This window comes from Streptantibioticus ferralitis, assembly GCF_029223525.1.
Classification (GTDB): domain Bacteria; phylum Actinomycetota; class Actinomycetes; order Streptomycetales; family Streptomycetaceae; genus Streptantibioticus_A; species Streptantibioticus_A ferralitis.
Map to the genome: position 1 here is coordinate 48,044 of NZ_JARHTQ010000005.1, position 16,042 is coordinate 64,085.

Here is a 16,042-nt window from a genome sequence, read left to right on the forward strand (position 1 = left end):
GTCCGCGACGTGAGCGCACGTCGCAAGTCCGCCCGGGAGGCATCCCATGAGCAGGCAGCCGATGGACCCGCCGCCGGCACGTTTTTGGGCCGTCGACGATGTGCACGGCCTCGACTTCGACCCGGCGATGAAGGAGATGCTGGCGGAGGAGTCGCTCGCCCGGATCCGTCTGCCGCACGGCGAGGGCGAGGCCTGGCTCGCGGCCAAGTACGAAGACGTCAAGTTCGCCACCTGCGACCCCCGGCTGAGCCGGGAGGCCCTGGTCGGGCGGAACGTCACCCGGCTCGCCCCGCACTTCATCCCGCTGGACGACGCGGTGGGCTTCGCCGATCCGCCACAGCACACCCGGCTGCGCAAGACGGTCTCGAAGGTGTTCACCACCCGGCGCATCGCGCAACTGCGGCCGCACGCCGAGCGGATCGTGGACGGCCTGCTCGACGAGATGGAGCGGTGCGGGCCGCCCGCCGATGTGATGGCGCACCTCAACACCCCCTTCTCCCTCGCCGGGATGAGCGAGTTGATGGGCGTGCCGGAGGAGGACTGGCCGAAGATGGCGGACTGGACCCGCAAGGTGATCTCCGCGGGCGTCGGTCGCAGCAGCAGCGAGCGGGCCAAGGACGAGATCGGCGAGTACTTCGACACGCTGGCCACCCGGCGGCGCGAGGCGCCCGAGGACGATCTGCTCAGCCATATGGCCGCCGCCGAGCGCGAGGGCGAGCTGACCCGCCGGGAACTGGTGGCCTTCGCGGTCCTGATGCAGATCAGCGGGATGAACTCGGTGCGGTTCAACAGCGCCAACATGGTCTACCTGTTGCTCACCCATCCCGAGCAGTACGCCCGGCTGCGCCGTGAACCGCATCTGCTGCCGCAGGCGGTCGAGGAACTGCTGCGCTTCATCCCGCACCGGAACGCGGTGGGCATGGCGCGCGTCGCCACCGAGGACATTCCCGTCGGCCGGGTGACGATCCGCCGTGGTGAGCCGGTGTACGCCTCGTATCTCGCGGCCAACCGGGACCCGGACCGGTTCGACGACCCGCACGCCCTCGACTTCGACCGCGGCTTCAATCCACACCTGGCGTTCGGCAACGGTCCCCACTACTGCGTCGGGGCGTCGCTGGCCCGGATGGAGTCCGAGGTGATGCTCCGCGCGCTGCTGGACCGCTTTCCCGATCTGCGGCTCGCGGTTCCCCCGGAAGAGATCCGATGGCGGCGTGGCGAGCTCATCCGTGGGCCGGAAGCACTTCCGGTGGCCTGGTGAGGTGCCTTCCCGCAACCCGCTGAAGTGAGGTGGAGGACACGATGAGCACGCTCACAGTGAATGCGTTGGAGGGGCTGGTGGTGCCGCCGGGCGAGGGCCGGACGCTGGTGACGACCGCCCAGGCGGTCACGTTCAAGGTCACCGGCGAGCGCAGTACGGCGGGCTCGCTGTTCGAAGTGGTCGTGCCCCCCGGGTTCGACGTGGGCGCCCATGTGCACGCCAACAGCGAGGAACTGTTCTACGTGGTGGAGGGCGAGTTGGACCTGCTGGCCTTCGAGCCCCGGGTCCGCACCCCGGACAGCTGGCGGACCTGGGAGTCTTCTTCCGGCATGCGGCCGGTACGCGCCACCCCGGGCACCGTGGCCCATGTGCCGCCCGGCTGCCCGCATGCCTTCGCCAATCCGACGGACAAGGAGGCCAGGATGCTCTTCCAGGCCTCTCCGCCCCCCGCGCACGAGCGCTACTTCGAGGAGTTGCTGGAGATCCTGTCGTGCGACGGCCCACCGGACATGGCGGCGATCGCGGAACTGCGCGCGTGCTACGACATCCACCAGCTGACACCGTTGCGCACCCGGCACGGGTGACGCCGGGCCGGCGCACGCCATCGGTGTGACGGCGTGCGGCTGGTGAAGTCCGCCCCGGTCGACTCTGCGGCCGGGGCGTGGTGCTGGTGCGGGAAATCCGGCCCGCGGTGGAGCCGATCGCGCCGCCGGGCCGTCTTCCTCCTCCTGCCCGTCACCGACCTTCCAGCGGAGCAACCATGCACGTCCTGCTGTCCGGCACCGTCGGCTCCACCGCCTACGGTCTCGCCCACAAGGGCTCCGACATCGACCGGCTCGGTGTCTTCGCGGCACCCACCGAGGCGTTCCATGTCACCAGGTTGTAGAAGCGGCTGTGGCCGATGTGGTCACGCCGCAGGGCCTGGAGCATGGCTCCGTATCGGGCGGCGGACAGAATCCCCTCGACGACCACGTGGTAGCCGTGGTCCAGCGCGTAGCGGGCGACGACGTCGATCAGCCCGATCGCGGCCGCCCCCGGTACATCCTCGTCCCGCAGGATCGTGCGCCGGACGGTGTCCTGTCCGACGAGGGCCACGCCGGGGCCGCAGTGGTCCCGCACCTGCTGGGCGACCGTGGACTTCCCCGAGGCCGAGTTGCCCCGCAGCACGATCAACCGCGTCCTCTTCGACCCCACACGCATCGCACCACCGTACGTGCGCGGCGCAACGGTTGCCGACCGGTGTCAGGCGGTCAGGCTCGTCAGTGCCGGACCGATGCCGCGCAGTACGCCGAGCCAGCCACCGCCCATGCCGTCGAACGCCTTCTTGCCCATGGGGGAGTCGAGGTCGAATCCGGCGTGCTCAAGGAGCAGCCGGGTGCCGTCGCCCTCGGGCTCCAGCCGCCAGGTGATCGTGGTGTCGAGGGAGCCCTCGGCGAAGCTGTAGCGGATCATGCGCTGTGGCTCGACCGCGATCACTTCGCACGGCTGCGATCCCCAGGGCCCCATGTCGAGGGCGAAGCGGTGGCCGACGACCGGCCGGACGTCGCCCGCGGCCCACCAGCGCGCGTGCCACTGCGGATCGGTCAGCGCGCGCCACACGACGGCGGGCGGATGGGCCAGGAACTGGTCGCAGTGGATGACGGCGGGGTCGGTCATGGGTTCTCCTCGTCGAGTAGGTCACGCAGCGAGCGCAGTCGTTCGCGCCAGTAGTGCTCAAAGGGGTGCAGCCAGTCGTGCACCTCCGCGAGGGGATCGGCCACCAGGTGGTAGTACCGCTGGCGGCCCCTCGGCTCCTCTCGTACGAGGTGGGCGTGCCGGAGCACCTGGAGGTGCTCGGACACGGCCGGTCGGCTCAACGCGAACTGGCCGGCCAGATCGTTGACCGCACGCGGTCCCTCGCGCAGTGATTCGAGCAGCTTGCGGCGCACCGGGTTGGCCAGTGCGCTGAAGACGTCTGTTGGCACGGCCACGACGATACGTCGGAGAATCCCGACACGTCAAAGAGTTCCGACACATCCGGCCGTCTAGGGTGTGCGCATGGAGATCTGGATCAACCCCGCGTGCTCCAAGTGCCGCTCGGCAGTGCGGCTACTGGACGACGAAGGCGCCGACTACACGGTGCGCCGTTACCTGGACGACCCGCCGAGCGCCCAGGAGCTACGGGAGGTGCTGGACCGGTTGGGCCTGGAGCCGTGGGACATCGTGCGTACGCAGGAGCCGGACGCCAAGGAACTGGGGCTGGAGGAGTGGCCGCGCGATCCCGGGGCGCGCGGCCGGTGGATCGAGGCGCTGGCCGCGCATCCGCGGCTGATCCAGCGCCCGATCATCACGGCGGACGACGGCACGGCATCGGTGGCGCGCAGCGAGGACGCGGTACGCGACGCGCTCGCGCGACGCGGGTAGCCGGGTTGCGGGTTGCGGCTAGCGGACGATCAGCGGCGGCGCCGTCCGGGCGAGGTGTCCAGCGGCAGGCGCCGGCCGCGGCCTCGGCGCCCACGGTGCCGACGCAGGCGCCGCTCATCAGCGCCCACTGATGCCGCCGCTCCGGCGGCCCGCCATCCCGCTGCCCGGGGCAGTCGCGGTGTCCGCTCATGGGGGGAATCTCGCCCCCCGCTGAGGAAACCGATCAGGGCGGATTTCTATCCTCTCTTTGGAAGGATTACTCCAAGAGAGAGCGATGACTGTGGGACTCACGTCCAATGTGTTCCTCATAGTGCTGGTGATCACCGCGCTGGCGGTGGTCGCGCTGGCGCTGTGGCTGTGGCCGCGTGCCGCGAAGAAGGGCCCGGTTCAGTGGCTCGGCCGCCTCGGGCTGATCGCGGCGACGCAGATCGCGATCCTGGGCGTGATCCTGGTCGGAGCGAACAAGAGCTTCGGCTTCTACTCCTCGTGGACCGATCTGCTCGGCACCTCCGCGGGCAAGCAGGTGCTGACCGCGGGCCCCGGCGGGGCACGTCCGGTCACCGTCACCGTCAAGGGCACCATCAATGCGGGCCTGTCGGGTGGCAGGACACAGGCCGGTACGGTCCAGAAGGTCACCTTCCACGGCCCGTCCTCCGGGCTGACCACCGACGGCTTCGTCTACCTGCCGCCGCAGTACTTCCAGAAGGCCCACCAGAACGACACGTTCCCGGTCGTCGTCGCCCTCAGCGGCCAGCCGAGCGGGGCACTGCCCCGCACCGTCGCCGCCGACATCGCCGCCAACAAGATCAAGCCGACCATCTACGTCATGCTGCGCCCCGCCCTCGTCCCCGGCCGGGACATCGACTGCGTCGACGTCCCGGGCGGCCCGCAGGCACTGGCCTTCTTCAACCAGGACCTGCCGATGGCGGTCGCCGGTCAGTACCGCACCAGCGGCACCCCCGGCTCCTGGGGCACCCTCGGCGACGCCACCGGCGGTTACTGCGCGCTGAAGCTCCCCATGACCAACCCGACCCGCTTCGGAGCGGGCGCGAGCCTGTCCGCCGCGGCCTACTCGCCCCGGCAGGACGGCAGGAGCGGTGACCTCTACGCGGGCAACGCCCAGGTCAAGAACGAGAGCGAGCTGATCTGGCGGCTGCAGCACATGCCCGCGCCCCCGGTCTCCCTGCTGGTCGCGGGCAGCGACGGGCCCACCGCGCAGTTCAAGCAGAGCGCCAAGTCGCCCACCAAGGTCGACTCCCTCCCGCAGGCCACCACCCAGACCAGCGGATACCCGCAGGCCGTCCGCTGGCTGGACCAGCGACTTTCGGTCAACTCCCTGCCGCAGGGCTGACCCATCGCATCTCCCGAGGGCCTGTCCCGCCGCAACGGCCGGGCAGGCCCTCGGTGTACGGTCAGCAGGGCCGCCGCCAGGCGCCGAGATCGGTGTGCTTCCGCAGGGAACTCAGGCGCAGGCGTCGCGCGGTGGGGCAGAAGTCGTGCGGAGCCAGCTCGTACTCGACGTGGAACACCGCCTTTCGGGCCCGCACGAAGGGCGCGAGCGCTGAGCACTCCCGGTACTGGGCGCACTGCTCGTTGACCGCGAAGTCGAAGTCACCCACCAGTTGCGGGACTTGCGGAAGGTCGTTCTTCAACCCCACCGCCATCCCCCGCTCGTCGGCGAGTCGGGCGGTCGCGCGCCGCGGGCCAACAGCGCGGTGACGGCGGACAGTGCGACGGCACGCGTTTTCCAGGCCATGGTGTCGACGCTGCTCCGGTCAACGGTGCGGGCAGGCACGCCAAAGACCGGCGTGGCTGCTCGGTGAAGTGGATCCCGTGGTGCTTCCGGGACGTGCGATGCGCAGTCCTGCGCTACCGGAAATCCCCCAATTCCGGTGGACAGCAGCGGCCGAGCGCGGGTCATACCCGCGCTCGCCGGTCACATTCCGCGGCGCTCGGGGAACTGTGCGCTGCCGTTCGGCGGAAGTAGCGAGAAGTGTCCAGCACCGGCGCCCACTTCACATTCCACACGCACCGTGATGCCGTCGATCGCGCCCCCGGATGACATGCGGCGGCGCACCCGGCGCGCGGTGGAACGCGCTTTCGTTAAAGGATCAAGCGACGGCCATAATGAGCCACACGCCGCCCGAAATCCGGAACTCACAGAGAATTCACAGGAAAATCGGATCAGTATCCACCGGCCATGACGGGGGAACCGTCGGCCGCCCCGGCGGGCGGGCAGCCGGGAACGGGCACGGCCGCGTGGTCGTCAGCGGAGCCGCACCCAGCACTCGCGGCGATGCCGAAGCAGACATTCATGGCGGCGAGTTCGCGGCTCCAGTCAACCCGTGCGCCGCGAACCCCGTAACATGGCCCGCCGATTACGCGCCCGCGGTGGCCGCTTCGTAGGCCTCGCGGATTTCGGCGGGAACCCGGCCGCGCTCGTTCACGTTGTAGCCGTTCTCCTTGGCCCACGCGCGAATCTTGGCGGTGTCCTGCGCTCCGCCGACCACCGGTCGTGCCTTGCCGCGTCCGGCGGCGGCCCGCCCACCGGCCCGGCGGCCCGACTTCACGAAATCCGCAAGGGAGCTGCGGAGTTTCTCTGCGTTGGCGGTGGTGAGGTCGATCTCGTAGGACTTGCCGTCCAGCGCGAACGTCACCGTCTCGTCTGCCTCGCCGCCGTCGAGGTCGTCGACGAGAAGGACCTGAACCTTTTGTGCCACGAGTTTCTCCAGCTTGGTACGACTGATGGATGACGGATGCTACAGGAGACGCGATCAGCTGCTCCCCGGCTTCTGCAAACCTCCCGACATCATTCATAGGATGCCCGTAACTCCGGGCCCTACTCATGAATTCGCCGGGCCGGTTGGACTCCGTCGGCGGCCGGGTTGGCGAGCGCCAGGAATTCCTCGATGCCGCGGCTGCCGACCAGCCCCCGAGAAAGCGCTCGGTGGCCGACGGGTCGCCGCCGACGACGCGCGGCAGACGCTCGAAATCACCGTCCAGCGGCCGCAGCGAGGCCTGGCGGCAGGTGAAATCGAACACCGCCGCGCGTGCGATGTTGCGCCGGGGCTAGTGGCGGACGGGCGCTCCATCGGAGGGCCGCCGCCCAGGCCGAGTTGGATGGCGGCGGCGAGCATCCCGACATCGGCGAAGGCACCAGCAGGAAGCACAGGCCATTCACCGGGTCAGTGGCGTCGAGCACTATGTCATCACCCACTTGCGGCTACGGGAGAGCGAGGGGTCCGGCAGCACCACGGCATCCGGCTGACGGCGCTGCGCGGAAGGGAGGGAAACGGTGATCGACGGCATGCTGCGCCGGACCGTCCCGACCAACCCGGACGGCATGGCCATCGCCTACGGCGATCTCCGTCTCAGCTATGCCGAACTCGCTGCGCCGATATGGGGATTCGGACGCGGGCTACGCCGCCTCGGGGTCGCAGCCGGCGATCTCGTGCCCATCGTGCTGCCCAACAGCCCTGAGTTCATGGTGAGTTATTTCGGCACCGCCGCACTTCGGGCCACCGTGCAGGCGCTGGATCCACAACTCAAGAAGCCGGAACTCCTGGCCCGACTCAGGGAGCGCGAGCCCGCGGTGGTGGTCACCACCGCCCCGCTGGCCGCGCTCCTGTCCGGGCCACCGCTGGACCGCGCGGCACGGAAGGTGATCACGGTGTGCGGTGGCACCACACCGCACCTCGGCTTCGAGGACGTGGTGCGGTGCGACGCCCCACAGACGGCGCAGGACGGCGGCGGCCCGTACGACGCCGCATGGGTCTTCACTCAGACCTCCGGCTCCACCGGCGAATCGAAACGGGGTCTCGCGTCTTCCGTGTGGACCACCGACCACGCCCGCGCCATGCGCCTCACCCAGCGTCTGGACTACGGCTGCGTCTGGACTACGGCTGCGTCTGGGGCAACACGCATTTCGCGTTCCCCTCGGAGATGCCCCGTGGCGGCTTCAAGCACTCCGGCTACGGCAAGGACCTGGCCCTGTACGGGCTGGAGGGGTACACCCATACCAAGCACGTCATGCACCACACCGGGTCAGCGGCGTGAGTCCGCGGCGGCCACGCCCCCTTACGGAGCAATGGGCGCCTGCCGTCAGCTCGCGCGATGAGATCGTGCACGGCCGCAACGGCGCCCGACCCCGAGCAGAGCTCCACGATCCGAGGAACGTCCATGACTGCCGCTTCGCCCAACGGACCCACCGGGACGGTCGGACCCCACTCCGACCTGACGGATGTCTTCGAACTCGCCCAGCAGTTGCGGATCGACTCGGTACGGGCGAGTACCTCCGCCGGTTCCGGACATCCGACGTCGAGCATGTCCGCCGCCGACCTGATGGCGGTGCTGCTCGCCCGCCATCTGCACTATGACTGGCAGCGGCCCGACGACCCCGGCAACGACCACCTGATCTTCTCCAAGGGGCATGCCTCGCCCCTGCTGTACGCGATGTTCAAGGCGGCCGGCGTGGTCAGCGAGGAGGAACTGCTGACCGGCTACCGCCGCGCGGGATCGCGCCTGGAGGGGCATCCCACCCCGGTGCTGCCGTGGGTCGACGTCGCCACCGGCTCGCTGGGCCAGGGACTGCCTTACGGCATCGGTGTGGCGCTGTCGGGCCGGAAGCTGGAGCACGCGCCCTACCGCGTCTGGGTGCTGTGCGGGGACAGCGAGATGACCGAGGGATCCATCTGGGAGGCGCTGGACAAGGCGGGCCGCTACGGACTGGACAACCTCACCGCGATCGTCGATGTGAACCGGCTCGGCCAGCGCGGCCCCACCGAGCTCGGCTGGGACCTGGAGGCCTACGCCAACCGGGTGGAGGCCTTCGGCTGCACGGCGCTGACTGTCGAGGGCCACGATGTCGCGGCCGTCGACAAGGCGTTCGAGTACGCCTCCCACACCGGGCACCCCACGGTCATCCTGGCCAGGACCATCAAGGGCCGCGGCTTCAGCGAGGTGGAGGACGCCGAGGGCTGGCACGGCAAACCGCTGCCCCCCGACATGGCCGAGCGGGCGATCGGCGAACTCGGCGGAGTACGCCACCTGACCGTGAGGGGTCCGGGGCCGCGGCCGTACCAGGCGCCGCCCCGCCCGGCGCCCCAGCCGGTGCGGTTGCCGCAGTTCGAACCCGGCGAGAAGGTGGCCACCCGGTCCGCCTACGGCAAGGCGCTCGCGGCGATGGGCGCTCACCCGGAGGTGGTGGCGCTCGACGCCGAGGTGGGCAACTCCACCCACGCGGAGGAGTTCGCCGCGGCCTATCCGGGCCGCTACGTCCAGTCCTTCATCGCCGAGCAGCAGATGCTGGCCACCGCGGTCGGCCTTTCGGTACGCGGTTGGCGCCCGTACGCGGCCACGTTCGCCGCCTTCCTCACCCGCGCGCACGACTTCATCCGGATGGCCGCCATCTCCCGGGCCCGGCTGGCGCTGTGCGGTTCGCACTGCGGTGTGGAGATCGGCGCGGACGGCCCCTCGCAGATGGGCCTGGAGGACATCGCGATGATGCGGGCCGTGCACAACTCGACGGTGTTCTATCCGAGCGATGCCACCACGACCGCCAGCCTCACCGCCACCATGGCCGACCTGGAGGGGATCTCCTATCTGCGCACCACCCGCGGTGCCTATCCGGTGTTGTACCCCCCGCAGGAGACGTTCCCGGTCGGCGGGTCCAAGACACCGCGGTCCGGCGCCGACGACCAGGTCACGCTCATCGGCGCCGGAGTGACGCTGCACGAGTGCCTGGCGGCGGCCGACACGCTCGCGGCCGACGGCATCCACGCCCGGGTGATCGATCTGTACTCGGTCAAGCCGATCGACGCCGATACGTTGGCCACCGCTGCCGAGCAGACCGGAGCGCTGGTGGTCGCCGAGGACCACCACCCCGAAGGCGGCATCGGTGAGGCCGTACTGCACGCACTCGCCGACCGCGCCACCATCCCCCGCTTCGCGCATCTGGCCGTACGGGACATGCCCGCCTCGGGTACGCCCGCCGAACTGCTGGACACCGCCGGTATCTCCCGTACCCACATCACCGCGGCCGCCCGGCGGTTGCTGGGCGGCTGATCCAGGGCCGGGCGGGTCCGCACTGAGCGTCTGCCGTCGCGCCACACCGGCGCGGAGACTGGAGAGGCCATGACGAACGGAATGGATTCCACCGCCGGTCAGGACTTCCCCGCCGTTCCCGAATCCGTTCCGCCGCCCGGTGACGCCGCGGTCGTGGTCATCGGAGCCGGGGTGGTCGGGGCCGGCGTCGCCTTCCATCTGGCCGAGGCGGGGGTACGCGATGTGCTGGTGCTCGACCGTGCCCGGCCCGGAAGCGGCTCGTCCGGCAAGCCGATCGGCGGCGTGCGGGCGCAGTTCACCGATCCGCTCGACATCCGGCTCGGCCAGCGCGGTATCGCGGCGTTCCGCCACTTCGCCGAACGCCCCGGCAACGACGTCGGATGGGACAGCGTTGGCTACCTCTTCCTCCTCGGCGACGCCGACGAGGTGGCCTTCTTCGAGGACAGCGTCGCGGTGCAGAACGCCCTGGGAGTACCGAGCCGCGTCATCACCCCGCGCGAGGCCCACGAGTTGTGCCCGTACCTCGATCCGAAGGCGGTGGTCGCCGCCGCCTACTCGCCTGCCGACGGCTACGCGCTGCCGCGTGCGGCGGTGGCCGGATACCTCGCGGCGGCGGTCCGCCTCGGCGTCGCCGTGCGGGGCGACTGCGCGGTGACCGGAATCGACACCGCCGACGGGGTCGTGACCGCGGTGCGCACCCCGTACGGAACGGTGCGCACCCCTGCGGCCGTCTGCCCGGCGGGCGCCTGGTCCGGCCGCGTCGGGGAGATGGCCGGGGTGCGGCTACCGGTCACACCGTTGCGGCGGCAGATCGCCTTCACCGGGCCACTGCGGCAGGCTCCGCCGCGCATTCCGTGCACGCTCGACTTCGGCTCCACCCTGTACTTCCACAACGACGGTCGCCAGGGCCTGCTGCTGGGCATATCGGATCCGCGGCAGCCGCCCGGGTTCGACCGGTCCTTCACCCTCGACTGGCTGCCGCTGTTCCGTGCGGCGGCGGCCCGACGTGCGCCGGAGCTAGCCGGGGTGGACATCACCGGCGGCTGGGCGGGGCTGTACGAGATGACGCCGGACCGCAATGCGCTGATCGGCGAGGCGCCCGATGTACGCGGATTCCTTTACGCCACCGGCTTCTCCGGCCATGGTTTTCTTCAGGCCCCCGCCGTTGGGGAGATCATCCGTGATCTCTTCCTGCACCGGACCCCGTTCATCGATGTGGCGCCACTGGCCGCCACCCGGTTCACGACCAGCGCCACCCGCCCGGAAACCACCATCATCTGACACCGCGTCCGACGGGACGACCGGACGCCAGCCGAGGAGGCGCATCCGTGACCGACCCGTACACCGCGGCGCTGCCCGACACCGACGCCTTGCGCATTCTGGCCGCCAAGAGTCTCAATCGCTGCGGCGCCGAGCCGCCCGCCGAGGGCGACAGTGGTGATCTGGTCTGCCGCACCCCGGTCACCGGCGGTACGCTCTTCTTCCTGCCGTGCGCCGGACCTGACCAGATCGACTCGGCGGTCACCACCGCGCACGCGACGTTCAGCACCTGGCGCACCACTCCCGCGCCGCAGCGCGGTCGGCTCGTCAAACGCCTGGGTGAGCTACTCGTCGAGCACAAAGGGGACTTGGCCGATCTGATCACCCTCGAAGCGGGGAAGATCCGCTCCGAAGCGCTGGGCGAAGTGCAGGAGATGATCGACATCTGCGACTTCGCCGTCGGGCTGTCCCGTCAGCTCTACGGGCGCACCATGCCGTCGGAGCGGCCCGGTCACCGGCTGACCGAGTGCTGGCATCCGCTGGGTGTCGTCGGGGTCGTCTCCGCCTTCAACTTCCCGGTGGCGGTGTGGGCGTGGAACACCGCCGTGGCCCTGGTGTGCGGCGACACCGTGGTGTGGAAGCCGTCCGAGCGCACACCGCTGACCGCGGTCGCCTGCGACGCGCTGCTCGCCCGGGCGGCTGCCGACACCGGTATGCCCGCCGGTGTGCACCAGCTCGTCCTGGGCGACCGCGCCACCGGCGAGCGCCTTGTCGACGATGCCCGGGTGGCCCTGGTCAGCGCCACCGGTTCGGTGCGTATGGGCCGCGAGGTCGCACCGCGTGTCGCCGCGCGCTTCGGCCGCTGCGTCCTCGAACTGGGCGGCAACAACGGGGCGGTTGTGGCACCGTCGGCAGACCTCGACCTGGCGGTACGCGGCATCGTCTTCTCCGCCGCCGGAACGGCGGGCCAGCGGTGCACCACGCTGCGCCGCCTCATCGTCCACGAGGACGTCGCCGACCAACTGGTGGACATGATCGTCCACGCCTGTCACCGGCTGCCGGTCGGCGACCCCTTCGCGGCCGCCACCCTCGTCGGACCGCTGATCGACGCGCAGGCCTACGAGGCGATGACCCAGGCGCTCGAACGCGCGCGGGCCGACGGCGGAAAGCTGCTGACCGGCGGCGAACCACGGCTGCGGGACGAGGCTCCGCAGGCCCGCTATGTCACACCGGCCGTGGTCCGGATGCCCACCCAGACCGAGATCGTACGAGCGGAGACATTCGCCCCGATCCTCTATGTGCTCACCTACCGCACCTTCGAGGAGGCCATCGTCTTGCACAACGATGTTCCGCAGGGCCTGTCCTCCAGTATCTTCACCCGCGACCAGAGGGAGGCGGAGCGCTTCTTGGCCGTCGACGGCTCCGACTGCGGTATCGCGAACGTGAACATCGGCACCTCCGGCGCGGAAATCGGCGGAGCGTTCGGTGGAGAGAAGGCGACCGGCGGTGGCCGGGAATCCGGCTCCGACGCATGGCGGGCGTATATGCGGCGCGCTACGAACACCGTCAACTACTCGGCCGAACTGCCGCTGGCCCAGGGCGTCGCCTTCCTCTAGGGACGGCAAAGCCGCCACGTCGTCAGAGTTCCATTCCGCTGGCCCGGACAATGGCTTCGACCTCGCGCCGGTCGCGCTGCCGTTCCGCCAGCGCCAGCAGTCCTCTCGGCGGCCCGTCGAAGCCGCCGACACCGCCCCCACCTGCCGATTCGTCCACGTCGACAACCATGCGCATGCCGCGCGGGCCGAGCAGGTCCATCAGCGTTTCCAATTCCCGGCCCAACTCGGAGGTGAACAACTCCTTGTCGCCCGGTTCAAAGGGAATATCGACACTCCGTGAGTGTTGCACCAAAGCTTCGTTCACGCCGCCCAAGATGCGCAGCAGCAGCGCAAACGACTCTTTGTCCAAACGACGTCCGAGTTCGGCAAGATGACGCGCGAACCGCTCGGTACGCGCCAAGAAGTCCTGATCGCTCATGCTGCCATCGTCCCGGACCGCACCGGGCAGATGTGCCCGATTCCCTAAATTAGGATCAATCGGCGGCTTTCTGGGCCATGACGTTCGAGAGCACGCCGGGGTGCACGCCGTAGTGCGTGGAGCAGGCCCCACACAAACCCGGAAGTTGATCCACACCAAATGTTGACCCGTGCACGCCAAATTGCGCGAGAGCGCAATCACCGCTGCACCATCATGATCGATTATCGAAGGCCCGAGCAACCCGGCGGACCGCCATGCGGACCCCGGTCAGCACCGCGGGGGTTCGCGTGGTACCGTCCCCCATCTCGCGAGAAGCCGCGGAGGGGGTGGCATGCGCCGGTATCGCATTCCGAGCCGAAGCCATGGTCCGCTGATCCGCGCCTGCCGCCACGCCGGAAAACCCACCGGACCACGACGGCACGGCCGTTTACCGTAAGCCACCAGGATTCCAGCACGCCGACGTCAGCCAGCCGGCGACTGACGCCGCCCGGCGTAATCACGTCACCCGTCGACGCGGCAACGCCGCCGACGTGTTGAAACCATCGCCATGTCCCGGAAAATATCCGCGACTTGATCGATTCCACTGGCGCTCGGCACCAGACATGCCGTCCGTCGCCCCGATGCCAATGGCAACTGCCAGACAAAGGAGCCGGACGGCACTTGACTTCGCCTTGATAACAAATCGCAACGTTGCCATCTCGTTAAGCATTTACTTCTTGACTACATGCAGTTACCGGAGTTCTACTCACCTCCACCTCGGCCGCACCATCGCGGCCCTGTCAGGGAGGTACCCCTCGTGAACACCACTCTGCGTCGCGCCGTCATCGCGACCGCGGCAGTGTCCATAACGCTCAGCATGACGGCGTGCGGCAAAAAGGCAGGCGACGCCGCCAAGCCGAGCGCGGCGGACGTCAGCCAGGGCTTCCGGATCGGTCTGGCACTCCCGGAGAACCAGACCACCCGCTACGAGGCGGTCGACCGACCGCAGATCCAGCAGAGGCTCCGCGCGCTCTGCCCGAAATGCCAGATCGACTACGAGAACGCCACCCAGAACGCCAACACCCAGGAAGCGCAGCTCGACACACTGATCAACGACGGCGACAAGGTCATCATCCTCGACCCGGTCGACTACAAGGCGATCCAGCCGTCGGTCGAGAAGGCACATGCCAAGGGCATCAAGATCATCTCGTACGACCGTCTCTCGCAAGGGCCCATCGACGGGTACGTCTCCTTTGACAACACCCAGGTCGGCAAGCAGCAGGCTCAGGGCCTGCTGGACGCCCTGGGCAGCAAGGCCACCCCGAGCACTCCGATCGTCATGATCAACGGCGACAGCGCCGACCCGAACGCGGCCCAGTACAAGGCCGGTGCGCACAGCGTCCTGAACGGCAAGGTCAGGATCGCCGCCGAGTACGACACCACCGGCTGGCAGGCGACCGAGGCGAACAAGGAAGTCGTCAGCGCGATCACCCGGCTGGGCAAGGCCAACATCGCCGCCGTCTACTCGGCCAATGACGGCATGGCGGCCGGAGTCGTCAGCGCCCTGCTCACCTCTCATGTCAGCCCGCTGCCTCCGATCAGCGGCCAGGACGCACAACTGGACGCGGCCCAGCGGATCGTGGCCGGTCTGCAGTCCTTCACCATCTACAAGCCATACGCGGTGGAGGCGAACACCGCGGCGCAGATGGCGATCGAACTGGCCACCAACCAGCCCGTCGTGGTGGCCGACAGCCGGGTGAGCAGCGCCACCAACAAGAACATTCCGGCGAAGCTGGTGGCCACCACCATCATGGACAGCAGGAACATAAGACAGACGGTCATCGCCGATGGCCTCTACACCGTTGACCAGATCTGCACCGAGCAGTACGCGACCGACTGCGTCAAGATCGGTCTGAAGTAACACCTGCCGCTCAGCGCGGCCGAGCCTCCGGCCCCCCGGGAGCTCGGCCGCACCGCACTTCTCACCCCCAGGGTGGAGAGGCGCCTCCACCCGGCACCGCGGAACTCCACCCGGGGTTCCACCCCTGGGTGGAACGACTTCTCCGGCCTGGTGACTAGCGTCCTGAGTAGTTCGCAAACCGGGACAGCGCACGGTCCGCCGCCGTGCTGAGGTGAGGAGTGTGCCCCGATGCCATCCACCGAGCGACACCACGCCCCGTCCACCGCGACCGAGTCGCGAAGCGGTGGGCCCATTGCTGCCACGCCGGACTTCCCGGTGTTCAGCATGTATGTCGCAGGGCGGGGCCAGCCGCCCGGTCGCGGTACCGCGCTCTCCAGGCGGCCACGACATCTACAGCTGACGCCGCGGGCCCCCGAGCCTGCGCCCGACACCGCGGATCCGTTACCCCGGCCTGGTCTCCACCGACCCTCGCGGCTGGCCCTGGCGCTCGATGTCGGCCTCGCGCCCGCGACGTTCTACGGCGCGCAGGGGTCGGGGCTGAGCATGCGCGCCTCGCTGCTGATCGCCACCGCGGTCGCCACCGCGCGTGTGGTGGGCACCGCCGTGCGCGATCGAAAACCTGATGTCATCGCGGCCTTTGTCCTCGGCAGCTACGTGGTCATGCTGACCATCACGCTCCTGGCACATGACGAACGGCTGCTCCTCGCCCGGGACCCTGCCACCAGCGCGCTCGCCGGGCTGGTCTTCCTCTGCAGCTGTGCCGTCGGCCGCCCGGCGATCAGGCTGCTCAGCGACCGGATACGGCTCCCTCAGCGGGCAAGTGAACCCGATACCGCACGACGAGCCCACACCGTGCAGACGGCCGTCTGGGGAACCGTACTTCTGGTGGAATCGGCGGTGCGGCTGGCGCTGGTCTACGCACTGCCGATCACCGTCACAGCGGGCGTGGGCCAGCTGATCGAACCGATGGTCCTGGCCGCGGTGGGCGTCTGGTCCGTCCGTTACGCCCGCCGCGCGCGGCGCCGCCGCGCCACGTAGCGGATCGGGCGCACGGTCCACACACGAGCGTCCTGCGATGGGCGGTCGACCCATCGCAGGAGCCCGGACAACACAACACGCCCCCA

Annotated in this window: 13 protein-coding genes and 5 pseudogenes; 12 read left to right on the forward strand and 6 right to left on the reverse strand. The window is 69.4% G+C overall.

Features of this window, described 5'->3' with window-relative positions; genetic code table 11:
- Positions 1-46 precede the first annotated feature (46 nt).
- The 3 genes and pseudogenes from P2L57_RS09320 to P2L57_RS09330 form a co-directional block, all read left to right on the forward strand.
- On the forward strand, positions 47-1,258 hold the full coding sequence (locus P2L57_RS09320) for a cytochrome P450 (protein WP_275811325.1): 1,212 nt from the start codon (positions 47-49) through the stop codon (positions 1,256-1,258).
- 41 nt (positions 1,259-1,299) lie between these two features.
- Entirely contained in the window at positions 1,300-1,842 is a 543-nt protein-coding gene (locus P2L57_RS09325; protein ID WP_275811328.1) for a cupin domain-containing protein, read from the forward strand.
- A 176-nt stretch (positions 1,843-2,018) separates the two neighbouring features.
- Positions 2,019-2,129, forward strand: a pseudogene (locus tag P2L57_RS09330) (DNA polymerase beta superfamily protein); the annotation flags it as partial.
- Positions 2,130-2,224: 95 nt separating this feature from the next.
- On the opposite strand, the pseudogene P2L57_RS09335 reads toward P2L57_RS09330, so the two are convergent.
- The 3 genes and pseudogenes from P2L57_RS09335 to P2L57_RS09345 form a co-directional block, all read right to left on the reverse strand.
- Positions 2,225-2,458 (reverse strand): annotated as a pseudogene (locus P2L57_RS09335) (AAA family ATPase); the annotation flags it as partial.
- A gap of 42 nt (positions 2,459-2,500) precedes the next feature.
- Positions 2,501-2,914, reverse strand: coding sequence for an SRPBCC family protein (locus P2L57_RS09340; protein ID WP_275811331.1), 414 nt, complete (start codon positions 2,912-2,914; stop codon positions 2,501-2,503).
- Positions 2,911-3,222, reverse strand: a complete 312-nt coding sequence (locus P2L57_RS09345; protein WP_275811334.1) for an ArsR/SmtB family transcription factor — start codon at positions 3,220-3,222, stop codon at positions 2,911-2,913. Before P2L57_RS09345 ends, P2L57_RS09340 begins: the two co-directional genes overlap by 4 nt.
- A gap of 73 nt (positions 3,223-3,295) precedes the next feature.
- Between P2L57_RS09345 and P2L57_RS09350 the strand changes: the two genes are divergently transcribed.
- Both P2L57_RS09350 and P2L57_RS09355 read left to right on the forward strand, forming a co-directional pair.
- Entirely contained in the window at positions 3,296-3,661 is a 366-nt protein-coding gene (locus tag P2L57_RS09350) for an arsenate reductase family protein (protein WP_275811336.1), read from the forward strand.
- A 274-nt stretch (positions 3,662-3,935) separates the two neighbouring features.
- Positions 3,936-5,012 carry an alpha/beta hydrolase gene (locus P2L57_RS09355; RefSeq protein WP_275811340.1) on the forward strand — a complete coding sequence of 359 codons (1,077 nt, stop codon included), beginning with the start codon at positions 3,936-3,938 and terminating at the stop codon, positions 5,010-5,012.
- 61 nt (positions 5,013-5,073) lie between these two features.
- Here P2L57_RS09355 and P2L57_RS09360 read toward each other — a convergent pair.
- Together P2L57_RS09360 and P2L57_RS09365 are read right to left on the reverse strand one after the other, a co-directional pair.
- Positions 5,074-5,358 (reverse strand): annotated as a pseudogene (locus tag P2L57_RS09360) (endo alpha-1,4 polygalactosaminidase); the annotation flags it as partial.
- A gap of 681 nt (positions 5,359-6,039) precedes the next feature.
- The gene (locus P2L57_RS09365; protein ID WP_275811343.1) at positions 6,040-6,381 is read right to left on the reverse strand and encodes a histone-like nucleoid-structuring protein Lsr2; all 342 of its coding nucleotides are present in this window, start codon (positions 6,379-6,381) and stop codon (positions 6,040-6,042) included.
- A gap of 587 nt (positions 6,382-6,968) precedes the next feature.
- Here P2L57_RS09365 and P2L57_RS09370 point away from each other — a divergent pair.
- From P2L57_RS09370 to amaB, 5 genes and pseudogenes are all read left to right on the forward strand, one after another.
- Positions 6,969-7,460: pseudogene (locus P2L57_RS09370) on the forward strand (AMP-binding protein); the annotation flags it as partial.
- Positions 7,461-7,478: 18 nt separating this feature from the next.
- Positions 7,479-7,717, forward strand: a pseudogene (locus P2L57_RS09375) (aldehyde dehydrogenase family protein); the annotation flags it as partial.
- Positions 7,718-7,840: 123 nt separating this feature from the next.
- Positions 7,841-9,724 carry a transketolase gene (locus tag P2L57_RS09380; protein ID WP_275811345.1) on the forward strand — a complete coding sequence of 628 codons (1,884 nt, stop codon included), beginning with the start codon at positions 7,841-7,843 and terminating at the stop codon, positions 9,722-9,724.
- A gap of 69 nt (positions 9,725-9,793) precedes the next feature.
- Complete coding sequence (locus P2L57_RS09385; protein ID WP_275811348.1) at positions 9,794-11,005, forward strand: NAD(P)/FAD-dependent oxidoreductase; 1,212 nt, start codon at positions 9,794-9,796, stop codon at positions 11,003-11,005.
- Positions 11,006-11,052: 47 nt separating this feature from the next.
- Positions 11,053-12,600 carry an L-piperidine-6-carboxylate dehydrogenase gene (gene amaB / locus P2L57_RS09390; RefSeq protein WP_275811351.1) on the forward strand — a complete coding sequence of 516 codons (1,548 nt, stop codon included), beginning with the start codon at positions 11,053-11,055 and terminating at the stop codon, positions 12,598-12,600.
- Positions 12,601-12,622: 22 nt separating this feature from the next.
- Here amaB and P2L57_RS09395 read toward each other — a convergent pair whose 3' ends face one another.
- Positions 12,623-13,018: a hypothetical protein gene (locus tag P2L57_RS09395; RefSeq protein ID WP_275811354.1), complete on the reverse strand. Its 396-nt coding sequence runs from the start codon at positions 13,016-13,018 to the stop codon at positions 12,623-12,625.
- A gap of 796 nt (positions 13,019-13,814) precedes the next feature.
- Between P2L57_RS09395 and P2L57_RS09400 the strand changes: the two genes are divergently transcribed.
- Both P2L57_RS09400 and P2L57_RS09405 read left to right on the forward strand, forming a co-directional pair.
- On the forward strand, positions 13,815-14,918 hold the full coding sequence (locus P2L57_RS09400; RefSeq protein ID WP_275811356.1) for a sugar ABC transporter substrate-binding protein: 1,104 nt from the start codon (positions 13,815-13,817) through the stop codon (positions 14,916-14,918).
- A 228-nt stretch (positions 14,919-15,146) separates the two neighbouring features.
- Positions 15,147-15,956: a VC0807 family protein gene (locus P2L57_RS09405; RefSeq protein ID WP_275811360.1), complete on the forward strand. Its 810-nt coding sequence runs from the start codon at positions 15,147-15,149 to the stop codon at positions 15,954-15,956.
- Positions 15,957-16,042: the final 86 nt, after the last annotated feature.

Excerpts from the sequence above, each read along its gene's own strand:
- P2L57_RS09320 (WP_275811325.1), top strand. The coding sequence starts at position 47 with ATGAGCAGGCAGCCGATGGACCCGCCGCCGGCACGTTTTTGGGCCGTC.
- P2L57_RS09325 (WP_275811328.1), top strand. The coding sequence starts at position 1,300 with ATGAGCACGCTCACAGTGAATGCGTTGGAGGGGCTGGTGGTGCCGCCG.
- P2L57_RS09340 (WP_275811331.1), bottom strand. The coding sequence starts at position 2,914 with ATGACCGACCCCGCCGTCATCCACTGCGACCAGTTCCTGGCCCATCCG.
- P2L57_RS09350 (WP_275811336.1), top strand. The coding sequence starts at position 3,296 with ATGGAGATCTGGATCAACCCCGCGTGCTCCAAGTGCCGCTCGGCAGTG.
- P2L57_RS09355 (WP_275811340.1), top strand. The coding sequence starts at position 3,936 with ATGACTGTGGGACTCACGTCCAATGTGTTCCTCATAGTGCTGGTGATC.
- P2L57_RS09380 (WP_275811345.1), top strand. The coding sequence starts at position 7,841 with ATGACTGCCGCTTCGCCCAACGGACCCACCGGGACGGTCGGACCCCAC.
- P2L57_RS09385 (WP_275811348.1), top strand. The coding sequence starts at position 9,794 with ATGACGAACGGAATGGATTCCACCGCCGGTCAGGACTTCCCCGCCGTT.
- P2L57_RS09395 (WP_275811354.1), bottom strand. The coding sequence starts at position 13,018 with ATGAGCGATCAGGACTTCTTGGCGCGTACCGAGCGGTTCGCGCGTCAT.
- P2L57_RS09405 (WP_275811360.1), top strand. The coding sequence starts at position 15,147 with ATGCCATCCACCGAGCGACACCACGCCCCGTCCACCGCGACCGAGTCG.